Genomic DNA, 26,977 nt, shown 5'->3' on the forward strand with positions numbered 1-26,977 from the left:
GGCAGGCGAAACGAGCAGGTTGCCCAGGCGCTACCAATAGCTCGCCATGATTTCGCTCGCCCAAGCGGGTTCGCGGATATCGCCGCGCGGCAGGAAGCCACGCATCACCGGCTTGATGTCGAGGACCGGTGTTCCGTCGATCGCGTCCAGGCCCTCGACGGAGATGGTCAAGCCGTCGACGCCAACCAGCCTGCAGGTGCACAGGCCGAGGCGGTTCGGTCGATTTTTGCCGCGCTGGGCGAAGATCCCGACGAGCGGCCAGTCGGAGCGGCCGCGTGGGTGGCGGGCGCCGCTCTCGATCTTGGCCACGGGCACCCGGTCGAAGTGGAAGATGACCTCGAGGTGCGAGAAGTCTGCTAGCCCGGCAAGCGCTTCGTGGGTGAACAAGCTGCTATCGAGCTCGATCCGCGCGACGCTCTCGCCCCAGTCGTCGTCGATCGCCTCCGCCCGTCCGCCACGAACAACACCGACCGGCATGACCGTGATTGCCTCGACCATGAGCCTCCCCTCTTGCGAACGCGAAGCGCCGTCTAGCACGGCGATGCCGCAGGCGTGGCATGTCCGGATGGACGGTCCTATATTCAGGACATGCCCGCCCCCGGTTCCTGGCTCCAGCCCCACCCCGAGGGCATCTACGTCGCCCCCGGCGACTTCTGGATCGATCCGTCGCAGCCCAAGGATCGCGCGCTGGTCACCCACGGCCATGCCGACCACGCCCGTTCCGGTCACAACAAGGTGCTGGCGACCAAGGGCACGCTGGCGATCATGGACGTGCGCTATGGCGAGCAGGTCGGCGGCCAGGGCGTCGACTATGGCGAGACGGTCACGGTTGGCGATGTCACGGCTCGTTTCGTCCCGGCCGGGCATGTCCTCGGCTCGGCCCAAATCGTGCTCGAGCACAAGGGCGAGCGTATCGTCGTCTCGGGCGACTACAAGCGCCGGGCGGACCCGACCTGCGAGGGCTTCGAGCCGGTGCCATGCGATATCTTCGTCACCGAGGCGACCTTCGGACTGCCGGTGTTCCGCCATCCAGACACGACGCAGGAGATCGGCAAGGCGGTGACTGCTCTGCAGGCCAATCCAGACCGCTGCGTGCTGATTGGTGCCTATGCGCTTGGAAAGGCGCAGCGGGTGATCGCGGGGCTGCGCCAGATCGGCCACACCGACCCGATCTACATTCACGGCGCGCTACAGCGCCTGTGCGACCTGTACGTGTCGCTGGGCGTCGACCTGGGCGAGCTTAGGCCGGCGGCAGGGCTGAAGCCGGCGGAGATGAAGGGCGCGATCGTCATGGCGCCGCCCTCCGCGCTCAACGACCGCTGGTCGCGGCGGCTGCCGGAGCCGATCACGGCGATGGCCTCGGGCTGGATGCGCGTCCGCCAGCGTGCCGTGCAGAAGATGGTCGAACTGCCGCTGATCGTCTCCGACCATGCCGACTGGACCGAGCTGACCGACACTTGCACCGAGCTGGCGCCATCGGAGGTCTGGGTTACTCACGGCCGCGAGGAGGCGCTGGTCCATTGGTGCCACACCCGCCAGATGCGGGCTCGCGCGCTCGACCTCGTCGGCAAGGAAGACGAGGACGACTGACCGTTCTTTGAGCGGCTAAACGGGTTACGTTTCGCAGGCCGTGCGGCTATCGTCCGGCGCAGCCTATGAACATCTACCTCCCCATCGCCGAGATGTCGGTCAACGTCTTCGTGATCGTCGGGCTGGGGGCGCTGGTCGGCTTCCTGTCGGGAATGTTCGGGGTTGGTGGCGGCTTCCTGACGACGCCGCTCCTGATCTTTTACGGCATCCCGCCGGCGATCGCGGTGGCGACATCGGCGACGCAGATCACCGGGGCGAGCGTCTCGGGTGCGCTGGCCTATTGGCGGCGTGGCGGCGTCGATTTCAAGATGGGTGGCGTGCTGATCGCCGGTGGTTTCGTCGGCGCCGGGCTTGGATCGGTGCTGTTCGCGGCGCTGCAGTCGCTCGGGCAGATCGATGTGACGATCAACATCATCTACGTGCTGTTCCTCGGCAGCGTCGGCGGGCTGATGCTGAAGGAGGCGCTGGCGGAGTTGCGCCGCTCCCGCTCCGGCGTGCCGGTCACCGGGCGCCTGCACCCGCATCACCCGTGGATCGCCGCGCTGCCGTGGAAGATGCGTTTCTACAAATCGGGGTTGTACATCTCGCCGCTGGCGCCGTTCGGGCTGGGCATCGTCGTCGGCATCCTGACCGTCATCATGGGCATCGGCGGCGGCTTCATCATGGTGCCGGCGATGATCTACCTGCTCGGCATGTCGACCGGCGTGGTAGTCGGGACCAGCCTGTTCAACATCATCTTCGTCACCGCGGCGACGACGATCCTGCACTCGGTCGAGTCGCAGACCGTCGATATCGTCCTGGCGATCCTGTTGCTCTCCGGGGGCGTGCTGGGGGCGCAGTTCGGCGTGCGGGCGGCGCAGCGGCTCAAGCCCGACAAGCTGCGGCTGTTCCTGGCGCTGATCGTCGTTGCGGTCGCCATCCGCCTCGCCATCGGCCTGACCTGGCGACCGGCGGAGCTGTTCACGATTTTCGGCCCGGCATGAGGGTCGCGGCGCTGCTGCTGCTGCTGTGGCTGGCGTGCGTCGGCGCGGCGCCGATCCGACTTATCACCGACATCAGTCAGCGCCGCATCGACATCATCTACACCTTCCGCGGTGCCGAGCTGCTGGTCTTCGGCGCGATCCAGTATCCGGCGGGCGGCGTGCCCGACGAGGTGCCCGGGCTGGCGGTCGTGGTCCGCGGCCCGGCCCAGGCCATCACCCTGCGCAAGAAGGATCGCGTCGCCGGCATCTGGATCAACACCCGCTCGGTGCGGTTCGAGACCACGCCCGGCTTCTATGCCGTCGCCACCTCCGCCCCGATCCGCAGCCTGGTCGACGAGCGCACGGCCGCGATCTACGAGATCGGCGTCGACAATCTCCAGCTCTCGCCCGCCAGCGGCAACAATGCCAGCGAGACCGAGGAGTTCGAGCGCGGCCTGATCGACCTGCGCCGCCGTACCGGCCTGTTCGCCGAGCACGAAGGCGACGTCGGCGTCACCCAGAACGTCCTGTACCGCGCCCGCATCGCCATCCCGAGCGCCGTGCCGGTCGGCAACTATTCCGCCGAGATATTCCTGATCCGCCACGGCAAGGTCATCGCCCGCTCCGAAACCCCGATCACCATCGACAAGTCGGGCTTCGAACGCTGGGTCTATGTGTTTTCACAGCGCTTTTCGCTGCTCTATGGGCTGGTCGCGGTCGGTCTAGCCCTGTTTGCCGGCTGGATCGCGGGGCTGGTCGTCCGCAGGCGGTAAACGGCGAGTCGTCAGCTCGCCCGTCACCATTCGGAGATCGCCGCTGCAGCGATTCTTATCGCGAGGCGATAGCAGGAAACGGAGCGGCCTCGTGGCGCGCCGGCTTTTGCGCGCAGTCGAGAAGCAGCGCAGTCGTCTTGTGCCGATCGACGGCCTGCGAGAAAAGATAGCCCTGCGCCAGCTTGCAGCCAGCCGCTTGCAGCAGGCGCGCCTGATCCTCCGTCTCGACGCCTTCGGCAATGACCCGAACGTCGAGCTTCTCACCGATGCCGATCAGTCCCTCGATGATCGCCAGGCTGGCATCGGTGGATGCCAGCCGATCGACGAAGCTCTTGTCGATCTTGATGATGTCCATCGGCACGGTCAGCAAATGGGTCAGCGAGGCAAAGCCGGTGCCGAAGTCATCGAGTGCGACTCTCAACCCCTTCGCCCGGAGCGCCTCGATCGCCTTGGGTACGGCGCGACGGCTGTCGTCCATGTAGACGCTTTCGGTGATCTCCAGGATTACGTGCTTGAGCGGCACGTTCTCGGCCTCGAACGCGTCGGTCAGCACCTCCTCCAGCATACCGCTGTGCATGTCGGCGGACGACACGTTGATGCCGACGTGCTGGAACGGGATGCCCATGTCGAGCCAGGTCCGGACGTCGGCGGCAACGAGCGCCATCATGCGCGCGGTCAGGTCGGCGGCCACCTGGACGTCCTTGGTCGCCTCGTGAAACAGCGAGGCAGGAAGGACCTCGCCATCGAGGTTCATCCGGCACAGCGCCTCGAGGCCGACTATGTCACGCGTGTCGAGACGCACCACGGGCTGATAAAAGGCATCGAGCGTATTCTCACGCAACGCAGTGCCGACATCCCTGATCGAACGCAGCCGCCGCGTGATGTTGGTGCCAAGCTCGGGACGATAGCGCATGAAGCCGCCACGGCGGACTTCCTTTGCGTGGTACAAGGCAAAGTCGGCGCTCTGGCGGACGCTGCTGACGGTGCGCTCCTCGGCCGACAGCGCCGCGCCGCCGATCGTCGCGCGTGGAGCGACGACATGACCGCCGCAATCGGCAGGTTCTGCAAGCACGGCGAGGATGCGCTCAGCAGTGTGTTCGAGATCCTGCAACGCTCCGGTGGACTCGAGTATGATGGCAAACTCGTCGCCACCGATGCGAAAGGTGCGATCGGGAGCAGCGGCTGCCGCGATCCGACGACTGGCGATCTTCAACAGCCAGTCGCCGGCGCGGTGGCCGAAGGTGTCGTTCGTGTCCTTGAGATTGTCGAGATCGACAATGAACAAGGCCCAATCGCGGCCGGGACAACTGTCCAGCGCGACGAGTGCATCATTGAAGGCGGCTCGATTGGGCAGGATGGTCAGCGCATCCTCGAAGACGCGGCGTTCCAGTTCCATGATATGCTGGTGACGATCGAGCGCGATCGCGCAGAGGTTCAAACACCGCTGCACGACACTTTCCTCGTCCAATGTCGGGCCACGACAGGACCGATAGTAGAAAGCAAACATGCCGACCGGCCTGCCGTCCACGCCGATGATCGGGCTAGACCAGCAAGCCCGCAGTCCCAATGGAATGACCAGGTGTTTGAACGCGCTCCAGCGACGGTCGGTAGCGATATCGAAGACCGCCACCGCCTTGCGAGTATACGCTGCCGTTCCGCACGAACCACATTCCGGACCGATCACGACACCTTCGAGCGCCGCCGAATAGGATTGTGGCAGGCTGGGCGCGGCAATGGGATGGATGACGCCGGCAGCGTCCACCGTCAGGATGCTGCAAATGGAGCCTGGTACCAGTTCCTCGACTTCGACGCACAGCCGCGTCATCGTCGCCACCAAGCTGTCACCCTTCGCGATCATCTCTAGAATGACGTTTTGAAGCTTGAGCAACGGGTTCCTACGTTTCCAGGACACGCTGCTTTACAGCCCCCTGATAAACATCTGCGCCAATTGACTTAAGATAATCTTAGGAGCCGACGTTTGTCTACGGAAACGCGAGCCGGCCAGAGCTCGCGCCCTAGATCTCGACCTGCGAACCAAGCTCGACCACGCGGTTAGTCGGCAGCTTGAAGAACTCCATCGCGGTTTCCGCGTTGCGCAGCATCCAGGCGAACAGCTTCTCGCGCCAGATCGCCATGCCGGGGCGGTCGCTGGCGAGCAGGGTCTGGCGCGCCAGGAAGAAGCTGGTGTCCATCATCTTGAGCTTGGGACCGCAATTCTCGACGGTCTTGAGAACTGCCGGAATATCGATCTCCTGCATGAAACCGTAGCGGATGATGATCCGATAGAAGTTGGAGCCGAGATCGCGCACTTCGAGACGATCCTCGTCATCGACATAGGGGACCTCGTCGATCAGCACGGTCAGGATCATGATGCGCTCGTGCAGAACCTTGTTGTGCTTGAGGTTGTGAAGCAGCGCATGGGGAACGCCAACGGCGCTGCTGGTCATGAACACAGCAGTGCCGGAGACGCGGGTAGCAGCGGTCGCGGCGGACTTGATGAACACTTCGATCGGCATCGCGCTCTCGCGCAGTCGCAGCATCATCAGGTGACGCCCCTTGGCCCAGGTCGTCAGGAAGGTGAAGACGATCGCACCGACCAGCAGGGGGAACCAGCCACCGTCGGGAATCTTGGTCAGGTTGGAGCTGAAATACGCCAGGTCTATGATCAGGAACGTCCCGATCGCCAGGCCCGACAACCAGCGGCCCCAATGCCAGACGCGATAGACCAGCACCGCCATCATGCAGGTGGTGATGAACATCGTGCCCGTCACGGCGATACCGTACGCCGATGCCAGGTTGCTGGAGTTCTTGAAGGTCACCACGATCAGGATGACCATGCCGAGCAGCACCCAGTTGACCAGCGGGATGTAGATCTGGCCCGCGGCGCTGGCGCTGGTGTGATTGATCTTGAGACGCGGCAGGAAGCCGAGCTGAACGGCCTGCTGGGTGACGGAATAGGCGCCGGAGATGACCGCCTGGCTGGCGATGACCGTCGCCATCGTCGCCAGGATGACCAACGGCAGGCGCGCCCAGTCGGGAGCCATCAGGAAGAACGGGTTCTCGACCTTGGACGGATCGCCGAGCAGCAGCGCGCTCTGGCCGAAATAGTTGAGCAGCAGCGCCGGCAGCACGAAGAACAGCCAACTGCGCTGGATCGGCTTGCGGCCGAAGTGCCCCATGTCGGCATACAGCGCCTCGGCTCCGGTTACCGACAGCACGACCGAACCGAGCGCCAGGAAGCTCAGGCGCGGATCGATCTCGAAAAAGCGGATCGCCCAATAAGGATTGAGCGCCGCCAGTATCTCGGGATTGGCGATCAGCGAATTGACGCCCATCACCGCGATGACGAGGAAATAGACCACCATGATCGGCGCGAACAGCGCGCCGACCTTGGCTGAGCCGCGTGCCTGCAGCAGGAACAGCCCGATCAGGATGCCGATCGACAGCGGCATGACGAGCGGCGCAAAACCGGCCTGCACGACGATCAGGCCCTCGACCGCCGACAGGACGGAGATCGCCGGGGTGATGATGCAGTCACCATAGAACAGCGCCGTCGCCAGCACGCCGAGCAGGACCAGCCCGCGCGACCAGCTCGACCCCGGTGTCATCCGGTTGATTAACGCCAGCAGCGCCAGCGAACCACCCTCGCCTCGGTTGTCGGCGCGCAGGATCAGCAGGATGTACTTGATCGTGACGATGATCGTCATCGTCCAGAAGATCAGCGACATGACGCCGAAGATGTGCAGCCGGTCGACGGTCAGCGGGTGATGCCCGGTGAAAGTCTCCTTCAACGCGTACAGCGGGCTGGTACCGATATCGCCGAAGACCACGCCGATGGCGCCCAGCGCCAGCTTGGACATCGATTGCGGCGCATGATGATTGACTGCACGCGCATCGGGCAGCGTCGCGGCGGGGGCGGTGGCACTCATCGATAAAATCTAACGTACATTGCGCCCAAGCGGACGCAGGGCCTTTCGACGCGGACCATCACGATGTCATTCGACCACAAGCCCCACGTCAAGCGGCGCGCGTTAGCACGGGTATGCGACCCCCGCAACGTGGCGGGCCGCTGGCGAAAGCGCTATAGGCGCGACCATCCCGTGATCGGAGAAGATTGATGCATGTCGGTGTCCCCAGAGAGATCAAGATTCATGAATATCGTGTCGGCCTGACGCCCTCCTCCGTCGCCGAGCTGACGGGGGCCGGCCACCGCGTCACCGTCGAGACCGGCGCCGGCATGGGGATCGATTTCAGCGACGACGACTACCGCGCGGCGGGTGCCGAGATCGCCGCCACGCCGGAAGCCGTGTTCGCGGCGGCGGAGCTGATCGTCAAGGTCAAGGAGCCGCAGCTTCACGAATGCGCCATGCTGCGACCGGAGCAGACGCTGTTCACTTACCTCCACCTCGCTGCCGACAAGCCACAGGCGGGGGCACTGATGGCGTCGGGTGCGACCTGCATCGCCTATGAGACCGTCACCGAGGCGCGCGGCGGCCTGCCGCTGCTGCGCCCGATGTCGGAGGTCGCGGGCCGGATGTCGGTGCAGGTCGGGGCGCACTATCTCGAGAAGGAACAAGGCGGTCGCGGCATCCTGCTCGGCGGCGTCCCCGGTGTCGCACCCGCTCGCGTCGCGATCCTGGGCGGCGGCGTGTCTGGCATCAACGCCGCGCAGATGGCCGTCGGAATGCGTGCCGACGTGACGATCTACGATATCTCGACCAGCCGCCTTGCCGAGATCGACGAGATGTTCGAGGGCCGGGTCAAGACCGTCTATTCGTCCAAGGCCGCGATCACGGCAATGCTGGGCGGCGCTCATGTCGTCATCGGTGCCGTGCTGATCCCCGGCGCAGCGGCGCCCAAGCTGATCACCCGCGACATGCTCAAGCTGATGAAGCGGGGCAGCGTGCTGGTCGACATCGCCATCGACCAGGGCGGCTGCTTCGAGACCAGCCATGCGACGACGCACCAGGATCCCGTCTATGTCGTCGACGGCATCATCCACTATTGCGTCGCCAATATGCCCGGCGCGGTGGCGCGGACCTCGGCTTTCGCCCTCAACAACGCGACGCTGCCGTTCGTGCTGCGGTTGGCGAAGCTCGGAGCCGAGGCAGCGATGGCAGCGGACCCGCACCTCGCCGCCGGGCTCAACGTCGCCGGCGGCAAGATCCGCCATGCGGCCGTAGCAGAAGCGCTGGATCTGGAATTCGTCGCCTGAGCCAGTCGGACGGGACCATCGAGACCGCCGCCTTCGATTGATCCCACGAAAAAGGGGCCGGCGCCTTCGCACCGGCCCCTCGATACTGTCTGGCTCGGGTGGACTAGCCGCGGCGGCCGTTCGACTTCAGGCGGTCCATGCGGTGGGCGACGGCATCCTGGCGGCGGTGGATGATCGCCTTCTCGCGCTTGGTGTAATGACCGTCGCGCTCGAACTTGGCCTTCTGGAACTCGATCGCACGAATCTCGCTTTTCAGTGTGCGCGCCTCACCGCGGGTCAGCTTGCCGCTGCGCAGTCCGGCGTCGATGTTGCGCTCCTGGTTGAGCTGGCGCGCGTTCACCGCGGCAGCCGCGGGAACGGCCACACCGACCGAGATCACGGCGGCGACGAGAGCGGTCAGTTTCATGTTCATCGTGCGACTCCTTGTTGGTCGGACTGCACAACAACGCCGCAACGAAATGGCTGCATGAACCTATAACAACGAGGCGAGCCGCTCGCGCACCAGCGTCAGGTCCGCAACGAAACGGTCGAACTCGAGGTCGGCCGCGGCGCGATCTTCGATCCGCAGCAGGAAGCTCGGGTGGACGGTGATCCACAGCTCCGAACCATCGGCGAGCGTCATCGCCCTGCCCCGCTCCTTCGAGATGGTCACTGTCTTGCCGGTCAACGAACGTGCCGCCGTCGCCCCCAGCGCCACAGTGACCGCCGGCTTGATCAGCGCTCGCTCCTGCTCGATCCACCATTTGCAGGCCTCGATCTCGCCGGTGCCTGGTTTGGAGTGGATGCGGCGCTTGCCACGCTGTTCGAACTTGAAGTGCTTGACGGCGTTCGTGACATAGGTGGTCGCGCGCTCGATCCCGGCCTGCGCCAGGGCCCGATCGAGCAACTGGCCAGCCGGACCGACGAAGGGCTTGCCCGCCAGATCCTCCTGGTCGCCAGGCTGCTCGCCGACGAACATTAGGCGTGCATCCGTCGGCCCGACGCCGAAGACCGTCTGGGTCGCCGGGGCGTAAAGCGGGCAGCGGGTGCAGCTCATCGCCTCTGCCCGCAGGGTCGGGATATCCGCCGCCGGCACCGCCACGGCGCCGTCGTTGCTGTCCGCGATCATCGTCCGGGTCCGCCCCGCCGCGCCTGCGATCAGGTCGGGAATCAACTCGGCCTCGGGCAGGTTCTTCCAGTATTTCTTGGGCATTTCCTTGGTCATCGCATTAACCTTGAGCCGGGCCGGATTGAAGATGTTGCTGTAATAGGTCTTCCACGTCGCCTCGATCGGGTCGCCGTCGGGCGCGTCCGCCTTGACCGCCCCAGGCGTGAAGACCAGCGTCTCGGTATCCCAATGCACGCAGGCCAGCGGCGTCAAGATCGACCAGCGCATCTGGGCGAAGCGCCGCACGAAGAAGCCGCTGTTGCGGCGGACGATATGATGCTCGGGCTCGAACCAGGCGGCAAAGCGCTCGCCGTCGGGGTCCGGTACCTCGCGGAAGCGCACGAAGGCGCGCATCTTGTGAACGTCGCGGCGCACATCCTTGTCGAGCAGGTACAAGCGGTTGACCAACGGGTCGGCTTGGTCCTCCAACAGCTTCGGCCGTGTCCGCAGCTGTGCCAACGCGGCGTGAAGCAGCGCGAACCGTTCGGGGTGGACGTTGCAGATGACGCGCCCGGCCATGTCGATGAAGGCCTTGGGGACGCGGAAACTCGGCTGCGTCGGTCCGCCGGGTGTATCGTCGCCGCCCAGCATGTCGCCATCGTCACCCGCGACCCGCCACACCACCTGGCTCGGCGGAACGTTCTCGGCGACCAGGCTCCGAGCCGCGTCGCGCCAGCCGTCGAAATCGTCCGGGGCGGCGAGGGTAACGGTGCGCAGGCGCTGCTCCTGTCGATAGGGTGGTGCGATAGCGGACTGCACCACGATCGGTTCCGCTAGGCGAACAGCTCCAGCTGCGACCGCTCGACCTTGACCAGCCGTGGCCGCAGATCGTCACGGTCGCTCAGCGCCACCGGCCGCCAGTCGGAGCAGATGATGAACGGCCGCAATTTCTCGATCCCGCGCGTCAACCTACCGATATCGGCCAGTTCCAGCCGCCGCTGCCGCCGCGCCCGCAGGATGCCGTTGACCGACTTGACGCCCAACCCCGGCACGCGCAGCAGCATCTCGCGCGGCGCCCGATTGACGTCGACCGGAAAGTCATCGCGGTTCTTCAGCGCCCAAGCGGTCTTCGGATCGATATCGAGCGGCAGCATCCCGCTGTCGGTCGCGTCCTGCACCTCGCCGACGCCGAAGCCGTAGAAGCGCATCAGCCAATCCGCCTGGTACAGCCGGTGCTCGCGCATCAACGGCGGCTGGACCAGCGGCAGCACCGCACTGGCGTCCGGGATCGGCGAGAAGGCGCTGTAATAGACCCGGCGCAGCCCGAACTTGCCGTACAACGACGAAGCACTGGCGACGACGGCGCTGTCGTCGGCTGCATCGGCACCGACGATCATCTGGGTCGACTGGCCAGCCGGCGCGAACTTGGGCGCGCTGCGGTACTTGGCGCGCGCGTCCTTGTTGTCGGCGATGCTTGCCTTCAGCCCGCCCATCGCCACCCGGATCCGCCCGGCATCCTTTTCCGGCGCCAGCAGCGTCAACCCCTCGATGGTCGGCAGCTCGACATTGATCGACAACCGGTCCGCATACAGCCCCGCCTGTTCCAGCAGCGCCGGATCGGCATCGGGAATGGTCTTCAGGTGGATATAGCCGCGAAAATCATGGTCGAGCCGCAGCGTGCGCGCCACCCTGACCAGCTGCTCCATCGTATAATCCGAGGTGCCGATGATTCCCGACGACAGGAACAGGCCCTCGATATAATTGCGCTTGTAGAACGCCAGTGTCAGCCGGACGACCTCGTCGACGGTGAACTTCGCCCGCCGCACGTTCGACGACTTGCGGTTGATGCAATAATGGCAGTCGAAGATGCACGAGTTGGTCAGCAATATCTTGAGCAACGAGATGCATCGCCCATCCGGCGCATAGCTGTGACAGATACCCATGCCCTCTGTCGATCCGACGCCGGAACCGCCTACCGAATTACGCTTGGAGGTCCCCGACGACGCGCACGAGGCATCGTATTTGGCCGCATCGGCAAGAATCGCCAACTTGGCTTTGGTGTCGAGATGGGCCACTCGTACCGTCTATGTTCTAAGCTCCGCACTGGCAATGCGGCGTCGGGTCACGCGCAACTCGTTCTAACCGAACAACCAATGCCCGAGCAGCCGGTCGAACGGAAAAGTGAAGAAGCCGGCGATCAGCAACGCCCCGACGACCATGCCGCGGACGCTGCGGCGATGCCCGACGATATTGTGCTGCCGCGCCCGCCAGACGATCAACGGTACCTGGATCACCGTCCAGATCGACAGGATGTGGATGAAGCTGAAGCCGCCGTTAGCCGTGCGGATCCGGAAGCTCAACGCCGCCGTGCCGAACATCGCTGCGACCCAGATATAGCCGAGCACCCGGTGCCGCGTATCGCCCTTCCGCCGCAGCAGCATCACCGGCGTCAGCGCCAACGCCAGCACGATCGTCAGCAGGTGCGGCCATACCACCGTCGGCACGGTGGCGAATTGGGCCCTCCCGCGGAACAGCGCCGCGAGCACGCAAGCCAGCAGCGCCAGCGCCGCCCAGGCCAGCGCACGGTCCGGCAACAGTCTCTCGTGCCATGCCTTGCCGCCGGCCGCAGCCACACTCGCCATTACCGCCCTCCGCTGACGCCATGATTGCCCGGATGGCCGGTGGATGCCATTCCTAATCCTAGGGAACCTCGTCGGACGCGGGCGATTGTTCCGGCAAAGGAGCCATAGCATGCTGGGCAAGATCATTTCCGCCGTCGCCGGCCGCGCGATCGGCAACCGTATCGGCGGCGCGCGAGCCGGTTCTCTCGGTACCGTCGCCGGCGCGGCGCTGCCGTTCGTACTGAAGCGCATGGGCCCGATGGGCATGCTCGGCGCGCTGATCGGCGGCTACGCGATCAAGAAGTACGCCGAAAGCCTCGATACCCGCGACACGGTGCGCCAGCCGCGTTGACGCTTTCGGCTTGGCTCGACCGGACCGGAGTCCGACTCCACCGCTCCGCGACGCGATTGATCACCGGCCTGATCGTGATGGTCGCGCTGTTCCCCGCTACCGTCTCGGCGCAGCCGCAGCTCGCCGATGAGATTGGTCGCCTCGAAAGCGGCTGGGCGGTCGCCAACTTCCAGGTCAAGGGCCAAGCTGCGCAGGTCGCGGCCCTCGACCCGTTGATCGCGCGTGCCGCGGCGTTGAGCCAGCGTTATCCCGCCCGGGCGGAGCCGCTGGTCTGGAGCGGCGTCCTGCAGACCAGCAAGGCCGGCGTCGTCGGCGGATTGGCCGGCTTCGGACTGGTCAAGGCGGCCCGGCAGGTGCTGGAGCAGGCCGAGCGGATCGATCCAAAGGCATGCCACGGGCTTGGGCTCTCGCAGCTTGGAACGCTGTTCTACCAGGTTCCGGGCTTTCCGATAGCCTTCGGCAACCGCGTCAAGGCGCGCGCCTATCTTGAGCGAGCCTTGGCCATCGCACCCGACGGGCTGGCGGCAAATCTCGCTTATGGCGATTTCCTGGTCAGCGGCGGCAATCCAGCCAAGGCCGAAGGTGTGCTCCGCCGCGCCCTTGCCGCTCCCCGCGACCCGCGCCAGCTGGTCGCCGATGCGGGGCGACGTGGCGAAGTCGAGGTGCTGCTGGCGAAAGTCCAGCGCCGCTAGGACACCAGCCGCCGGCCTTCACCGACCTGCCACGCGAGCAGCGCCGGCACGCCGATAGCGAGATCGCGCGCGCGCTTCAGCAACGACAGGGCAAGCGCCGCCTGCGGGTCCAGGCCGAACAACGGGGCCAGCAGCAGGTACGCGCCCTCCTGGATGCCCAGCGCGCCGGGAACCACGAAGGCTGCGCTGCGGACGGCGAAGATCAGGCTCTCGATGGTCAGGATGGCCCAGAGCGGCAGGTCGACGCCCATGAAGCGCAGCGCGATCCAGGCGCCGGCCGCGCTCGCCACCCAGGCGAGAAGATTGAATATGAAGGACCGCAGCAACGCCGGGCGGCGGCGGTAGATACCGGCGAGTTCAGCGCGCATGCCACGAAGCGAGGCTCCCGACGCCGGCAACAACCGCTCGCCGAGCTTGGCGGCGAAGTCGATGGCGCGACCCTGTCCCAGCGCGAAGGCGACCATCACCACTGCGGTGACACCCAGCCCGGCCAAAGCCAGGCGCACGATCCCGGCGTCGCCATTGCCCGCGACCAGGGTGACGAGCACCGCTACCCCGGCGAGGGTAAGGACCAGTTGCGACGCCATCTCGGTAGTGAGGTCGGCGGTCATCGAGGCGTAGGTCATGCGGTCGAGGACGCCGCGGGCGGTGAGGACGCGGGCGCCCACTACAAGTCCGCCGAGTTGCGAGAAAGGCAGGACATCGGTTGCGGCTTCGCGGACGGTGCGAGCCCAGACGAAAGCCGGGATGCTGCTGCGCGGCTGGCCCGGGGCGACCGCATGCCAGGCGAGGCCAAGGATGGTCAGGACGGGAACCGACCACAGGCACAGCACCACGAAGCCGAGCGCACCGATAGCACGGACGGCGGCGAGCACCGGGCCGACGCCGACCGACCCGACCATCACGACCGCGGCGAACAGCCCGGCGACGGTGAGGAGGAGGATCAGGAGGCGCATAGGTCTTTGAAGTTGCTCAGGGCGATGCCCTGCTGGGAAATGATCGCGGTTGCGCGCGGATCGGTAAGGGCAGCGAGCTCGGCGGCATAGGCGTAGTCGGGAGCATGGCCAGTCCAGTCATCATGAACCGCGGGGTGGGTGTAGAGTTCGGTGACGCCGCGCGGCAAGTGACGGAGGATGCCGTTCACGCGGTCGGCGGTCATCGCGCCGGACCAGTGGAGCCCGAAGACCTGGTCGGGGACCATGACCCCAGCGTTGCGAAAGCGGCGGCGGACCAGCTTCGCCCAGGGCAGCGTCACCCCGTCAACGGCGCGGGTGCCGGGCTCGACCTGCGCCAGCACCGCGCCGGGTTCGATCGGAGCGCGCGCGGCCTTCAATCCGTAGCGCCGGCCGATGTCGAGGATCAGCCCGGCGATGGTCGGGTGGAGGTGGAAGTGCTTGTGCGCGTTGACATGGTCGAGGGTCAGGCCGGTTGCGGCAAAGGCAGCAAATTGCGCCTCGATCTCGGCCCGGAGCTGGCGGCGGACGGTCGGGCGGAAGAACATCTCGACCCCGGCGCGGACCATGTTGGTGCGGAAGTTGCCGTGGGCATCGACGAGGTCGGGGATGCGCTCGGGCGGCAGCGCCGGGCGGCCCTCGACCAGGACGAGGTGCAGGCCGACCCCCAGCCTGGGCATCGTACGCGCGCGCGCCACGGCGTCGTCAGCACCGGGCGCGGCGACCATCAGGCTGGCGGCGGTGAGGATGCCGGTGCGGTGGGCGATCTGGACGGCTTCGTTGACCGCGGGGTGCGCGCCGAAGTCGTCGGCGGTGACGATGAGGTGACGAGGCGCATTCATCGGAGGAAGACCCACCCCCGGGCCGGCTGCGCCGTCTCTCGCCCCTCCCCTGGAGGGGAGGGGTAGATCAAGCCGCTTCTTTGCGGTGGCGCAGGAAGTGGAAGAACTCGACGCCTTCGCGCAGGCGGCGCTTCATCATGTTCCAGTCGCGGAGCATCTCCCAGACGATGTCCTTGATCTTGGAGAACCGGAAGTAATAGCGGCGGTAGAAGTCCTCGACCGCGTCGAATATCTCGGCGGCGGGCAGGTGCGGGTAGCTGAGCTGGGCGATCTGCTCGCCGTCCTCGGTCAGCAGGTCGGCCGAATTGTCGAACCAGCCATTCTCGGTCGCCTGCTTGTACAGGAACGTTCCCGGATACGGCGCCGCCAGCGACACCTGGATGGTGTGCGGGTTCAGCTCCTTGGCGTAGTTGATCGTCTCCTCGATCGTCTCGCGCGTCTCGCCGGGCAGCCCGAGGATGAAGGTGCCGTGGATGACGATGCCGAGCGCGTGGCAATCCTTGGTGAACTGCCGCGCGACTTCGGTGCGCAGGCCCTTCTTGATGTTGATCAGGATCTTCTGGTTGCCGCTCTCGTAGCCGACCAGGAGCAGGCGCAGGCCGTTCTCCTTCATCACCTTGAGCGTCGAGTAAGGGACGTTGGCCTTAGCGTTGCACGACCAGGTCACGCCGAGCTTGCCGAGTTCGCGGGCCAGCGCCTCGACGCGCGGCGCATTGTCGGTCAGCGTGTCGTCGTCGAAGAAATATTCCTTAACGTTCGGAAAGGCTTTCATCGAATACTTCACTTCGCCGATGACGTGCTCGATGCTGCGCGTGCGGTAGTTGTGCCCGCCGACAGTCTGCGGCCACAGGCAGAAAGTGCAGCGCGATTTACAGCCGCGGCCGGTGTAGAAGCTGATGTACGGGTGCAGCAGATAGCCGCCGAAGTAATTCTCGATGGTCAGGTCGCGCTTGTAGATCGGCGTCACCCACGGCAGCGAGTCCATGTTCTCGAGCACCGGGCGGTCGAGGTTGTGGACGATCACTCCCGACGAATTTCGGTAGCTGATGCCCTTGATGCTGGCGAACGGCACGCCGTCGGCAACGTCCTTGATGGTGAAATCGAACTCGTTGCGCGCGACGAAGTCGATCGCCTCCGACGCCGCCATGCTGCCCTGCGCGTCGACCGCGACCTTGGCGCCGATCATGCCGATCTTGAGGTCGGGGTTGAGCGCCTTCATCATCTCGGCGGTGCGGACGTCCTGCTTGAACGACGGCGTCGAGGTGTGGAGAACCAGCAGGTCGCGCTGCTTCGCCTCATGCTCGATATCGGCGAAGCTGAGGTTGTGGGCGGGGGCGTCGATGAGCTTAGAGCCCTCGACCAGTGCGGCGGGCTGGGCCAGCCAGGTCGGGTACCAGAAGGACTTCACCTCGCGCTTCATCTGGTAGCGCGCGCCGGCGCCGCCGTCATAGCCGTCGAAGGAAGGAGCCTGGAGAAACAAACTGCGCATGGATCGATCTTAGCTCCGTCGTAATCGCCCGTCACGCGCCACGTCGAGGCGGGTGCCGCGCCAGTCCACCGACCGGCTGAAAAACGTCGCGACGAACAGCACGAACGACAGCAGGTCGCGGATCGGCAGCAGCCATAGCGGCCCGGCGCGCTCGCCGCCATGCCCGTCTGCGCGGATTGCGACCAACAGCCGCGACGCCAGCGCCGAAACGAGCAGCACGATGCTCAAAAGATCGGCACCCAGCACCAGCGCGGCGATCGCAAAGGGCAGCGGGTTCATCAAGCCGAAGCCGATGAAGCCGCCCGGATCGAGTCGCAGGATGGTGGCATTCCAGCGCAGTTCGTGACGCGCGAGTTCGGCGAAGCTCGCCTCGCTGCAGGCGTGGGTCAGGACGGCGCCCGAGACTTCGACCCTGAGCCCGAGCGCGCGGACGCCGGCGCCGATGGCATAATCGTCCGCCAGGACATCCGCGACACTCTCGAGCCCACCGATCGCCGCGAGCGTGTCGCGGCGGATGGCGATGGTCGACCCCATGCACGGCTCCGCCAGACCCAGCGCGCGGCCAAGCACGACGGACGGCAGGAACCCGTAGCTGATCCCCATCGCGGCGAGTTGGGACCAGGCCCCCGCATCGCCGCGGCCGCGGTAGAGGCAGGTCACCACCCCGCCTGCCGTGCCGAGCTCGCCGATCAGTTGTGCCAAATAGCCACGCTCAACCACCATGTCGCTGTCGCTGAGCACGAGCACATCGTGCCGCGCGGCGCCCAGCATATTGATCAGGTTGGAAACCTTGGCGTTGCTGCCGTGGCTCGTCCCGTCGACGACCAGCGTGCTGTCGGCATCGGGGTTCGCCGCCCGCAGCGCCTCGACCGCCTTGATCGCCGGGTCGCCGGCGTTCTGCACCCCGAAAATGATCTGGACCGGGCCGGCATAGTCCTGCGCCACGAAGGTCGACAGGTTCGCCAGCAATCTGGGTTCCGCCCCGTGCAGCGGCTTGAGAATGGTCACCCCCGGCCGGCCCGGCGCCATCGCGACGCCCAGCCGCCGCCCGACCAGCGCCGCCGTCGCCAATTGATAGACGACCCCCGCTGCGCCGAGCGCCAGCGCCAGCCAGCCTGCAACCTCGGCCAAGGCTAGAGCGCCGACGCGCCTGCCATGTCGATGCCGAAGCCGACCCACATCACCGCCAGCACGATGCACGACACGAGGAAAACGGCGAAACGCTGCGGCACCTTGTTCGGCCCGATATGAATGATGCTGTGGACCAGCCGAAGCGCGACATAGATCCAGGCCAGCGCGACCTGCACATGCCCGGCATGGTGGAAGATCAGCAGCAGCGGCACCAGCGCGAAGAACAGCACCGGCATCTCGAACAGGTTGACGTAGTTGTCGCCGGCCCGCGCCACCGGCTGGTAATAGCGCGCCGCCGAATCGGCGCTGGCGAAATCGGTCGCGGCAGGCGGGTTGCGCTTGATGTAGCCGAGGCGCTGCACCGCCATCGTGATCAGCACCGCGAAGATCAGCGCGACCAGTGCCAGCGTCGGCCAGAGTATCGCTATGGTCACTGTCTTCTCCCTGTCGCCCGACGACTTTTGAGCATGGCGGCGGGCGCGCGGCAACTGCGCCGATAGGGCGTACCGGCGATGAAGCGTTGACGCCCGGCGCTTCTGCCCGCCAGAAGTGATCGGAATGGCCGACGCGTCTCAAACGATCCTCGTAACGGGCGCGGCCGGCTTCGTCGGCGCGGCGGTGGCGCGCGAGTTGGCCCGGTCCGGCTACCGGGTCCGCGCCCTGGTCCGGACGTCCAGCCCACGGACCAACCTGGCCGGCTTCGACGGCGAGTTGGTCACGGGCGACATCATGGATCCCGACGCCGTCGCCGCTGCAATGGCGGGGGTCGACGGCGTCTGCCACGTCGCCGCCGACTACCGGCTGTGGGCGCGCGACCCCGAGGAGATCGTCCGCAACAATCTGGCCGGCACCCGCACGGTCATGACGAGCGCGCTGGCGGCCGGGGTGAAGCGCATCGTCTACACCAGCTCCGTCGCGACCGTCGGCCTCGGCACCGTTCCCGCCGACGAGACCGTCCCCCTGACCGCCGAGGCCGCGATCGGCGCATACAAGCGCAGCAAGGTGGTTGCCGAACGACTGGTCGAATCGATGGTCGAGACGCGGGGCCTGCCCGCCGTCATCGTCAATCCTTCCACCCCCATCGGGCCCGGTGACGTGCGGCCCACCCCGACCGGGCGGATCATCGTCGAGGCCGCGACCGGGCGCATCCCGGCGTTCGTCGATACCGGCCTCAACCTCGTCCATGTCGACGATGTCGCACGTGGCCATGTGCTGGCGCTGGAGAGGGGCCGGATCGGCCAGCGCTACATCCTCGGCGGACAAGACGTGTCGTTGCGCGACATGCTGGGGGTGATCGCCCGGTTGACCGGTCGCCGCGCGCCGACCCTCGGCTTGCCGCGCGGGCCGTTGTTTCCGCTGGCATATGCAGCCGAGTTCGCGGCAAGGCTGACCGGACGCGAACCGTTCCTGACGGTCGATGCGCTGAGGATGGCGGGGCACCACATGTTTTTCACCTCGGCGAAGGCGACCGCCGAACTCGGCTACACCGCCCGCCCCTTCGAGGACGCGCTGGGCGATGCGCTGGCCTGGTTCCGGGCGCAGGGGATGATCGCTTGATCGCGTGGCTCGCACTGTCGGTTGTGGTGATCTGGGCCGGGATGCTGGCGTTCCGTGACGGCTTCTGGCTGGCGGACCAGCGCGACGACACGGTGCCGGTCGACCTGGCGCGTTGGCCGTCGGTCGTCGCCGTGGTCCCGGCACGCGACGAGGCCGCCGTCGTCGGGCGCGCCGTCGCCAGCCTGGTCGCACAGGACTACCCCGGCGAGTTCCGCGTCATCCTCGTCGACGACAACAGCGACGACGGTACCGCGTTCGTGGCACGGATCGCTGCGGACGGTGACCCGCGTCTGACGGTACTGACCGGCGGCCCCCTGCCGCACGGCTGGACCGGCAAGCTATGGGCGCTGTCGCAGGGCATCGAACAGGCCGGCTCGCCCGATTATTTATGGCTGACGGACGCCGACATCGCCCACGCGCCCGACACGCTACGGACGCTGGCCGGCATGGCAGCGCCCAGACAACTGGCTTTGGTCTCGCTGATGGCGCGGTTGCAGTGCCGGACCTTTGCCGAGAAATTGCTGGTGCCGGCGTTCGTGCTCTTCTTCCAGATGCTGTTCCCGTTCCGCGCCGTGAACCGGCCCGGGCGGGTCGCTGCGGCGGCCGGCGGCTGCATGTTTGTCGATGCAGCCGCGCTGGCCCGCGCCGGCGGCATCGGCGCGGTCCGCGGCGCGATCATCGACGACTGCGCACTCGGCGAATTGCTCAAGCGCCAAGGCCCGATCCGGTTGGCGCTGACCCGGCGCTCGCTCAGCTTGCGCGACTATGGCCGCATCGGCGAGATCGGCGCGATGATCTCGCGCTCCGCCTATGCTCAACTGCGCTACTCGCCGCTGCTGCTCGCGGGCACGCTGGTCGGCCTAACGCTGGTCTTCCTGCTGCCACCGCTGCTGACGCTGGCCGGGCAGATCGGCGGCGTGATCGCCTGGCTGCTGATGGCGCTATCCTTCCAGCCGATGCTGCGCTTCTACGGCCAGTCGCCGCTATGGGGTATCGCGCTGCCGCTGATCGCGGCGATCTACGGCTGGTACACCCTGGTCTCGGCGCTGCAGGTCTGGCGCGGTCGCGGCGGCCAGTGGAAGGGCCGCAGCCAGGCGCTGCTCCAGCCATGACTCGCACCGCCACCACCGAGAATTTTCCAGTCGCCTCGTGGCTGATCGCCCGCAAGCACCGCCGGCCGATCATGGCCTTCTACCGCTTCGCCCGGACCGCCGACGACATCGCGGACAACATCGGCCTGTCCCCGACCGACAAGCTGGCGCAGCTGGAGGCGATGCGCGCCAGCCTGGTCGGCGAAGCGGAAACCAGCCCTCCCGCCGTCGCCCTACGCGACGTGCTGGCGACGCGTGGCATGGACGCCCGCCACCCGCTCGCGCTGCTCGAGGCCTTTCGCCGCGACGCCACCAATCCGCGCATCGCCAGTTGGGCGGACCTGATCGGCTATTGCCGCGTCTCGGCGATGCCGGTCGGGCGCTTCGTCCTCGACGTCCACGGCGAGGATCGCGCCACCTGGCCCGCCTCCGACGCGCTGTGTGCCGCCCTCCAGATCATCAACCACGTCCAGGATTGCCGTGACGACTACCGCGACCTGAACCGGATCTACATCCCGGCCGACTGGTTGGCCTCCGGCGCGGTGCCGGTCGCAAGCCTAGGCGGGCCGCGCTCGCCCGCCAGCCTGCGGATCGTGCTGGGCCGCATGGTCCAGGCCACCGACGATCTCCTGCGCGATTCGAGCGGCTTTGCCGACCTGCTCCACAGCCGCCGCCTGTCGCTGGAGGTCGCGGTCATCCACCGCCTCGCGACCAGCCTCAACCAGCGGTTGCATGACCGCGATCCCTTGCGCGACAGGGTCCATCACGGCCGCCTGGCGACCCTGCGTCTGACGATCGGCGCCGTTATCGGCCAGATGCTGGGAGCGTCCGAGTGACCGAGGAGGAACGCGCTCTCGCCCTGCACGGCCAGGTTTCACGCAGCTCATTCTATGCCGGGATGCGCGTCCTGCCCAAGGCCGAGCGCGAGGCGATGTTCGCGGTCTATGCCTTTTGCCGCGCCGTCGACGATATCGCCGACGATCTGGAAGGCACCCGGGACGAGCGCCGCGCCGGGCTGGCCAAGTGGCGCGCCGACATCGATTCGCTCTATGCCGGAGGACCGCCGGGACAAGCGAAGCTGGTCGCCAGCGCGGTGCAGGGCTTCGGCCTCGCGCGAGAGGATTTCCACGACGTCATCGACGGCATGGCAATGGACGTCGAATCGGTCATCCGGGCGCCCGATGCGGCGACGCTCGACCTTTACTGCGACCGCGTTGCGTCGGCGGTCGGGCGGCTGTCGGTACGGATCTTCGGCATGAGCGGAGCGCCGGCGATCGATCTCGCCTATCATCTGGGGCGCGCCCTGCAGTTGACCAACATCCTGCGCGACATCGACGAGGATGCGGAGATCGGGCGCCTTTACCTGCCGCGCGAGACGCTGGTCGCGCACGGCATCGCTGGCGACGCGCCCGTCGCGGTGGCGGCCCACCCAGCCCTCGACGGTGTCGCCCGCGACGTCGCCGCACTTGCCCATGAGCATTACGCGGCGGCAAACGCGGTCATGGCCTCCCGCCCCGCCGGTTACCTGTTCGCGCCGCGCCTGATGTCGGCGGTCTATGCGACGACGCTGAAGCGCATGGAGCGCACCGGCTGGCACCTGCCGCGCAGCCGCACCAAGCTCGGCAAGCGCGGGCTGTTGTGGATCGTGCTGAAGGTCTGGCTGACCAAGTGACCGTCCATATTATCGGCGCCGGGCTGGCGGGCCTGTCGGCGGCGGTCGAACTGACGGCACGCGGCGTGCCGGTGACCTTGTCGGAGGCCGGGCCACGCGCCGGGGGCCGCTGCCGGTCGTATTTCGATGCCCAGCTCGGGATGGAGATCGACAACGGCAATCACCTCGTCCTGTCGGGCAACACGGCGGTGCACGCCTATCTGGCGCGGATCGGCGCGAGTGATCGGCTACGCGGGCCTGCGGAGGCGCGCTTCGATTTCGTCGATGCGGCGAGCGGCGAGCGCTGGACGGTGCGCCCCTCGATGGGCGTGCTGCCGTGGTGGATCTTCGATCGCGACAGGCGGGTGCCCGGCACGAGCGCCGGCGATTATCTGGCCCTGGCATCGCTGCTGACGGCGAAGGACGGTGCCCTCGTCGGCGAGACGATCCCGACGACCGGGCCGCTGTGGGACCGGCTGATCGAGCCGGTGTTGCTCGCGGGGCTCAACACCGAGGCGGCGCAAGGCTCGGCGCGGCTGGCCGGTCGCGTGGTGCGCGAGACGATGGCGCGCGGCGGCCGCGCCTACCTTCCGCAGATCGCCCAGCCGACCCTCGCCGCCGCCTTCGTCGACCCGGCGCTGGAGTGGCTCGCAGCGCGCGGCGTGACGCTGCAGAGTGGGCGGCGGCTGCGCGCGTTGGAGCTGGGCAAGCGCCTCACCGGCCTGGACTTCGGCGCCGGCATCGAGCCGCTGGCCGAGGGCGACACGGTGATTCTCGCCGTCCCGGCACCCGTTGCCCAGTCGTTGATCCCCGGCTTGAGCGCGCCGACCGAGTTCCGCGCCATCGTCAGCGCGCACTTCGCCGTGCCGCCCCCGCCGGGCATGCCGATGATGCTCGGCCTGACCAACGTCACGGTCGAGTGGATATTCGCCTTCCCCGACCGCATCTCGGTAACCGTCAGCGGCGCCGACCGCCTGCTCGACACCGACCGTGCCGAGCTTGCCGCGCTGCTCTGGGCCGATGTGGCGCGGGTGATCGACGTGCCCGCCGAGCTGCCCGCGTGGCAGTTGGTCAAGGAGCGCCGCGCCACCTTTGCCGCGACGCCCGAGCAGGACGCGCTGCGCCCGGCGCCGCGTACCGCGTGGCCCAATCTCGTGCTCGCCGGCGACTGGACCCGGACCGGCCTGCCGGCGACGATCGAGGGCGCGCTGCGGTCGGGCGCGGCGGCGGCGCTGGTGGTGACAGCGGCGTGATCGGGCGCTAGCACCGGGCCATGCTTGCAGACGCGACCACCGACAGCCTCGACACCTCGGTCCACCGCGCCGCCGACGCGCTCGCCGCCCTGCAAAAGCCCGACGGGCATTTCGTCTTCGAGCTCGAGGCCGACGTCACCATCCCCGCGGAATACATCCTGCTCCGTCACTATCTCGGCGAGCCCGACGATCTCGACCTCGAGGCGCGCATCGGTCGCTACATCCGCCGCGTCCAGGGCGACCATGGCGGCTGGCCGCTGTACCACGACGGCCCGTTCGACATCAGCGCGACCGTAAAGGGCTATTACGCCCTCAAGATGATCGGTGACGACATCGCCGCGCCGCACATGGTCCGCGCCCGCGAGGCGGTGCTGAGTGCCGGCGGGGCGGCGGCGACCAACGTCTTCACCCGCATCCAGCTGGCGCTGTTCGGTGCCGGGCCGTGGCGCACCGTGCCGACGATGCCGCCGGAGATCATCCTGCTGCCGCGCTGGTTCCCGGTGCATCTGTCCAAGATGGCCTATTGGGCGCGGACGGTGATCGTGCCGCTGCTGGTGCTGCAGAACCTGCGCCCGCTGGCCCGGAACCCGCGCGGCATCAAGGTCGACGAGCTGTTCCTGCCGCGCTCGACCGTCCGCCCCAAGTCGAATGTCGCGGAGGCGAAGTTCGTCTGGAAGGTTGGGTTCGGTGCGCTCGACTGGCTGCTCAAGCATTGCAACGGGCTATGGCCAAAGCGGCAGCGGGCCCGCGCCATCGAGGCGTGCCGCAGCTTCGTCGTCGAGCGGCTCAACGGCGACGACGGGCTCGGCGCGATCTATCCCGCCATCGCCAACAGCGTGATGATGTTCGACGCGCTCGGGTACGGCCCCGAGCACCCCGACCGTGCCATCGCGCGCGCCGCGGTCGAGAAGCTCATCGTCCGCCGCGACGATGGCGAAATCTATTGCCAGCCGTGCCTGTCGCCGGTCTGGGACACTGCCCTCGCCGCCCACGCCCTGCTGGAGGTGCGCAGCGCCGAGGCCGAGACCCAGGCACTCGCCGCGCTCGACTGGCTGGTGCCGCGGCAGGTGCTCGACGTCGCCGGCGACTGGGCGGAGGAGCGGCCCGGCGTGCGCCCCGGCGGCTGGGCGTTCCAGTACAACAACGCGCACTATCCGGACCTCGACGACACCGCCGTCGTCGTGCTGGCGATGGAGCGGGCGCGCGGGGCTGTCGGCGACCGCTACGACGAGGCGATCGCGCGGGGGCGGGAATGGACGCTGGGGCTGCAGAGCCGCGACGGCGGCTGGGGCGCGTTCGATGCCGACAACAGCTACCACTATCTAAACAACATCCCGTTCGCCGACCATGGCGCGCTGCTCGATCCGCCGACCGCGGACGTCACGGCGCGCTGCGTGTCGATGCTGGCGCAGCTCGGCGAAGGCGGCGCGGAGCCGGCGATGGACGCGCTCACCTACCTCGGACGCGACCAGCAGGCGGACGGCAGCTGGTTCGGGCGCTGGGGGGTCAATTACATCTACGGGACGTGGTCCGTGCTGTGCGCGCTCAATGCAGCGGGTATTGCGCCCTCGACGCCGGCGGTGAGCAGTGCGGTTGACTGGCTGACGCGCATCCAGAATGCCGACGGCGGTTGGGGCGAGGATTGCGACAGCTACGCGCTCGACTATGCCGGCTACAAGCCCGCCGCCAGCCGCGCTTCGCAGACCGGCTGGGCGCTGCTCGGGCTGATGGCGGCGGGCGAGGTCGACTCGGATGCAGTGGCGCGCGGCGTCGCGTGGCTGCAGGCGACGCAGGCGGAGGACGGGCTATGGCCCGAGGAGCAGCACACCGGCGGCGGCTTCCCGCGCGTGTTTTACCTGCGCTACCACGGCTATGCGAAGATCTTCCCGCTGTGGGCGCTGGCCCGCTACCGCAACCTGCGCCGCTCCAACGAGCGCCGCGTGGCGTTCGGGATGTGATCCTCGCCGCGACGGGACTGCGGAGCGAGGCGCGGATCGTGGCCCGGCCGGGCGTGCGGGTGATCGCGTGCGGCGGGCATGGCGACGTGCTGGAGCGGGCGCTGGTGGCGGCGATATCGGAGCAGAGGCCGCGGGCGTTGCTGAGCGTCGGGATTGCGGGGGCGCTCGATCCGGGGCTGCGGGTCGGGGATGTGGTGGTGGATGGGGACGAGGCGTGGTGCTTGAGCCTCAGCGCCGGAGGAAGACCCACCCCCGGGCCGGCTTCGCCGTCTCTCGCCCCTCCCCGGAGGGGAGGGGTAAGGGGAGTGGACCGACCAGCCGCGACGATCGAAGAGAAGGCTACCCTTCACGCCACGGGCGCCGCAGCGGTCGACATGGAAACCCACATCGTCGCCCGCGTCGCCGCTGCGCACAGTCTGCCCTACGCCGTGTTCAGGATCATCTCAGACACCGCGGCCCAAACCCTGCCGCCCGCCGCGCGAGTCCCGCTCAACAGCGACGGCAGCGTAAACCTGCCCGCCGTCCTGCTCGCCCTCGCGAAAAACCCCGCCCAGCTCCCCGCCCTGATCCGCACCGCGCGCGATGCGGACCGGGCGTTGAAGACCTTACTCCGCCGGCTCGACGACCTCGGGCCGCTTCTTGGCTGCCCGTATCTCGGCTAGCTTGGTGTCGACGTGCTTGGCGAAGAAGAATTCCGCCGGGCGAGCATTCTCGAGCGGCACGTCTGGAGCCATCGCGCCGGTCGTCCGCACACCCTTCAGCGCGACCATCATCGCCTTGATCGGGTGCTTGACCATGTCGGTCACGGCGGTCGCCTCGAAGCCAGAGTGGACCATGCAGTTGGCGCACTTTTCGTAGTTGCCGACGCCGTAATCGTCCCAGGCGGTGTTCGACATCAGCTCGGCATAGGTCTTCTCATAGCCCTCGCCGACCAGGTAGCACGGCTTCTGCCAGCCGAAGACGGTGCGCGTCGGGTTGCCCCACGGCGTGCACTTGTAGGTCTGGTTGCCCGCCAGGAAGTCGAGGAACATGATCGACTGGGTGAACGGCCACGCCTTGGCGCCCTTGCCCTTGGCAAAGATCTTGCGGAACAGCTCACGGGTCTTGTTGCGGTTGAGGAAATGCTCCTGGTCGGGAGCGCGCTCATAGGCATAGCCCGGCGACACGGTGATGCCGTCGATGCCGAGCGCCTTCATCTCGTCGAAGAAGGCGGCGGTGCGGTCGGGATCGGCGTCGTTGTACAGGGTGCAGTTGATGCTGACCTGGAAGCCCTTGGCCTTGGCCATGCGGATCGCGTCGACGGCCTTGTCGTAGACGCCGTCCTGGCACACCGACTTGTCGTGCATGCCACGGTCGCCGTCGAGATGGATCTGCCAGTTGAAGCCCTGGTGCGGCTTGAAATTGTCGATGTGCTTGGGCAGCAGCAGCGCGTTGGTGCAGCAGATCACGTACTTGCCGCGGTCGAGATAGCCCTGGACGATTCGCGGCAGGTCGCGGTGGATCAGCGGCTCGCCGCCGGCGATGGCGACCACGGGAGCGCCACACTCGTCGATCGCCTCCATGCACTGCTCGTAGCTCAACCTCTGGTTCAGGATGTCGCCCGGATAATCGATCTTGCCGCAGCCTGAGCACGCCAGGTTGCAGCGAAACAGCGGTTCGAGCATCAGGACGAGCGGGTAGCGCTTGCGACCCTTCAGATGCTGCTTGAAGATATAGGCGCCGATGCGCGCCGCCTGCATGATCGGGATACCCATGACACG

The 26,977-nt window shown here is 67.2% G+C and carries 26 protein-coding genes; 13 read left to right on the forward strand and 13 right to left on the reverse strand.

Features of this window, described 5'->3' with window-relative positions:
• Window positions 1-30 precede the first annotated feature (30 nt).
• Complete coding sequence (locus ACOFKW_RS15440) at window positions 31-498, reverse strand: SAM-dependent methyltransferase (protein WP_419815015.1); 468 nt, start codon at window positions 496-498, stop codon at window positions 31-33.
• 90 nt (window positions 499-588) lie between these two features.
• Here ACOFKW_RS15440 and ACOFKW_RS15445 point away from each other — a divergent pair, with 90 nt between their 5' ends.
• From ACOFKW_RS15445 to ACOFKW_RS15455, 3 genes are all read left to right on the forward strand, one after another.
• On the forward strand, window positions 589-1,590 hold the full coding sequence (locus tag ACOFKW_RS15445; protein ID WP_419815016.1) for a ligase-associated DNA damage response exonuclease: 1,002 nt from the start codon (window positions 589-591) through the stop codon (window positions 1,588-1,590).
• Window positions 1,591-1,655: 65 nt separating this feature from the next.
• Window positions 1,656-2,573 (forward strand): sulfite exporter TauE/SafE family protein, encoded by a 918-nt coding sequence (locus tag ACOFKW_RS15450; RefSeq protein WP_419815017.1) that lies wholly within the window; start codon window positions 1,656-1,658, stop codon window positions 2,571-2,573.
• Complete coding sequence (locus tag ACOFKW_RS15455) at window positions 2,570-3,325, forward strand: TIGR02186 family protein (protein WP_419815018.1); 756 nt, start codon at window positions 2,570-2,572, stop codon at window positions 3,323-3,325. Before ACOFKW_RS15450 ends, ACOFKW_RS15455 begins: the two co-directional genes overlap by 4 nt.
• Before the next feature lie 55 nt (window positions 3,326-3,380).
• Here the strand turns inward: ACOFKW_RS15455 and ACOFKW_RS15460 are convergent, their stop codons facing one another.
• On the reverse strand, window positions 3,381-5,183 hold the full coding sequence (locus ACOFKW_RS15460) for an EAL domain-containing protein (protein WP_419815019.1): 1,803 nt from the start codon (window positions 5,181-5,183) through the stop codon (window positions 3,381-3,383).
• Between the two features lie 157 nt (window positions 5,184-5,340).
• Complete coding sequence (locus ACOFKW_RS15465; protein WP_419815020.1) at window positions 5,341-7,254, reverse strand: potassium transporter Kup; 1,914 nt, start codon at window positions 7,252-7,254, stop codon at window positions 5,341-5,343.
• A gap of 188 nt (window positions 7,255-7,442) precedes the next feature.
• On the opposite strand from ACOFKW_RS15465, the gene ald reads away from it, so the two are divergent.
• A complete protein-coding gene (gene ald / locus ACOFKW_RS15470) occupies window positions 7,443-8,540 on the forward strand; it encodes an alanine dehydrogenase (RefSeq protein ID WP_419815021.1) in 1,098 nt (365 codons plus the stop codon).
• Window positions 8,541-8,643: 103 nt separating this feature from the next.
• Here ald and ACOFKW_RS15475 read toward each other — a convergent pair whose 3' ends face one another.
• The 4 genes from ACOFKW_RS15475 to ACOFKW_RS15490 form a co-directional block, all read right to left on the reverse strand.
• Entirely contained in the window at window positions 8,644-8,952 is a 309-nt protein-coding gene (locus ACOFKW_RS15475) for a hypothetical protein (RefSeq protein ID WP_419815022.1), read from the reverse strand.
• 60 nt (window positions 8,953-9,012) lie between these two features.
• A complete protein-coding gene (locus ACOFKW_RS15480) occupies window positions 9,013-10,404 on the reverse strand; it encodes a UdgX family uracil-DNA binding protein (RefSeq protein WP_419816973.1) in 1,392 nt (463 codons plus the stop codon).
• Between the two features lie 56 nt (window positions 10,405-10,460).
• Entirely contained in the window at window positions 10,461-11,702 is a 1,242-nt protein-coding gene (locus ACOFKW_RS15485; RefSeq protein ID WP_419815023.1) for a putative DNA modification/repair radical SAM protein, read from the reverse strand.
• Window positions 11,703-11,765: 63 nt separating this feature from the next.
• A complete protein-coding gene (locus ACOFKW_RS15490; protein ID WP_419815024.1) occupies window positions 11,766-12,269 on the reverse strand; it encodes a DUF2306 domain-containing protein in 504 nt (167 codons plus the stop codon).
• 109 nt (window positions 12,270-12,378) lie between these two features.
• Between ACOFKW_RS15490 and ACOFKW_RS15495 the strand changes: the two genes are divergently transcribed.
• Together ACOFKW_RS15495 and ACOFKW_RS15500 are read left to right on the forward strand one after the other, a co-directional pair.
• The gene (locus ACOFKW_RS15495) at window positions 12,379-12,600 is read left to right on the forward strand and encodes a hypothetical protein (RefSeq protein ID WP_419815025.1); all 222 of its coding nucleotides are present in this window, start codon (window positions 12,379-12,381) and stop codon (window positions 12,598-12,600) included.
• Entirely contained in the window at window positions 12,597-13,292 is a 696-nt protein-coding gene (locus ACOFKW_RS15500) for a tetratricopeptide repeat protein (protein ID WP_419815026.1), read from the forward strand. The genes ACOFKW_RS15495 and ACOFKW_RS15500 overlap by 4 nt, the downstream gene beginning before the upstream one ends.
• On the opposite strand, the gene ACOFKW_RS15505 is transcribed toward ACOFKW_RS15500, so the two are convergent.
• The 5 genes from ACOFKW_RS15505 to ACOFKW_RS15525 form a co-directional block, all read right to left on the reverse strand.
• Window positions 13,289-14,248 carry a lysylphosphatidylglycerol synthase domain-containing protein gene (locus ACOFKW_RS15505; RefSeq protein ID WP_419815027.1) on the reverse strand — a complete coding sequence of 320 codons (960 nt, stop codon included), beginning with the start codon at window positions 14,246-14,248 and terminating at the stop codon, window positions 13,289-13,291. The genes ACOFKW_RS15500 and ACOFKW_RS15505 overlap by 4 nt on opposite strands.
• Window positions 14,236-15,087 carry a hopanoid biosynthesis-associated protein HpnK gene (hpnK, locus tag ACOFKW_RS15510; protein ID WP_419815028.1) on the reverse strand — a complete coding sequence of 284 codons (852 nt, stop codon included), beginning with the start codon at window positions 15,085-15,087 and terminating at the stop codon, window positions 14,236-14,238. The genes ACOFKW_RS15505 and hpnK overlap by 13 nt, the downstream gene beginning before the upstream one ends.
• 67 nt (window positions 15,088-15,154) lie before the next feature.
• Window positions 15,155-16,576 carry a hopanoid biosynthesis associated radical SAM protein HpnJ gene (gene hpnJ / locus ACOFKW_RS15515; RefSeq protein WP_419815029.1) on the reverse strand — a complete coding sequence of 474 codons (1,422 nt, stop codon included), beginning with the start codon at window positions 16,574-16,576 and terminating at the stop codon, window positions 15,155-15,157.
• 9 nt (window positions 16,577-16,585) lie between these two features.
• Entirely contained in the window at window positions 16,586-17,707 is a 1,122-nt protein-coding gene (hpnI, locus tag ACOFKW_RS15520; RefSeq protein WP_419815030.1) for a bacteriohopanetetrol glucosamine biosynthesis glycosyltransferase HpnI, read from the reverse strand.
• A 2-nt stretch (window positions 17,708-17,709) separates the two neighbouring features.
• Window positions 17,710-18,141: an MAPEG family protein gene (locus tag ACOFKW_RS15525; protein WP_419815031.1), complete on the reverse strand. Its 432-nt coding sequence runs from the start codon at window positions 18,139-18,141 to the stop codon at window positions 17,710-17,712.
• A 124-nt stretch (window positions 18,142-18,265) separates the two neighbouring features.
• On the opposite strand from ACOFKW_RS15525, the gene hpnA reads away from it, so the two are divergent.
• From hpnA to ACOFKW_RS15560, 7 genes are all read left to right on the forward strand, one after another.
• Entirely contained in the window at window positions 18,266-19,264 is a 999-nt protein-coding gene (hpnA, locus tag ACOFKW_RS15530) for a hopanoid-associated sugar epimerase (RefSeq protein ID WP_419815032.1), read from the forward strand.
• A complete protein-coding gene (locus ACOFKW_RS15535) occupies window positions 19,264-20,376 on the forward strand; it encodes a glycosyltransferase (protein ID WP_419816974.1) in 1,113 nt (370 codons plus the stop codon). Before hpnA ends, ACOFKW_RS15535 begins: the two co-directional genes overlap by 1 nt.
• Window positions 20,373-21,191, forward strand: coding sequence for a squalene synthase HpnC (hpnC, locus tag ACOFKW_RS15540; protein WP_419815033.1), 819 nt, complete (start codon window positions 20,373-20,375; stop codon window positions 21,189-21,191). The genes ACOFKW_RS15535 and hpnC overlap by 4 nt, the downstream gene beginning before the upstream one ends.
• Window positions 21,192-21,253: 62 nt before the next feature.
• Window positions 21,254-22,027, forward strand: coding sequence for a presqualene diphosphate synthase HpnD (gene hpnD, locus ACOFKW_RS15545; protein WP_419816975.1), 774 nt, complete (start codon window positions 21,254-21,256; stop codon window positions 22,025-22,027).
• Window positions 22,024-23,259 (forward strand): hydroxysqualene dehydroxylase HpnE, encoded by a 1,236-nt coding sequence (gene hpnE / locus ACOFKW_RS15550; protein WP_419815034.1) that lies wholly within the window; start codon window positions 22,024-22,026, stop codon window positions 23,257-23,259. Before hpnD ends, hpnE begins: the two co-directional genes overlap by 4 nt.
• Before the next feature lie 20 nt (window positions 23,260-23,279).
• On the forward strand, window positions 23,280-25,217 hold the full coding sequence (gene shc, locus ACOFKW_RS15555; RefSeq protein WP_419815035.1) for a squalene--hopene cyclase: 1,938 nt from the start codon (window positions 23,280-23,282) through the stop codon (window positions 25,215-25,217).
• Window positions 25,214-25,879: a phosphorylase gene (locus tag ACOFKW_RS15560; protein ID WP_419815036.1), complete on the forward strand. Its 666-nt coding sequence runs from the start codon at window positions 25,214-25,216 to the stop codon at window positions 25,877-25,879. The genes shc and ACOFKW_RS15560 overlap by 4 nt, the downstream gene beginning before the upstream one ends.
• Here ACOFKW_RS15560 and hpnH read toward each other — a convergent pair.
• Window positions 25,823-26,971 carry an adenosyl-hopene transferase HpnH gene (gene hpnH / locus ACOFKW_RS15565; RefSeq protein ID WP_419815037.1) on the reverse strand — a complete coding sequence of 383 codons (1,149 nt, stop codon included), beginning with the start codon at window positions 26,969-26,971 and terminating at the stop codon, window positions 25,823-25,825. The two genes, ACOFKW_RS15560 and hpnH, sit on opposite strands and share 57 nt — an antisense overlap.
• Between the last annotated feature and the right edge of the window lie 6 nt (window positions 26,972-26,977).

Source organism: Glacieibacterium sp. (genome assembly GCF_965200405.1).
In the GTDB taxonomy this organism is placed as follows: domain Bacteria; phylum Pseudomonadota; class Alphaproteobacteria; order Sphingomonadales; family Sphingomonadaceae; genus Glacieibacterium.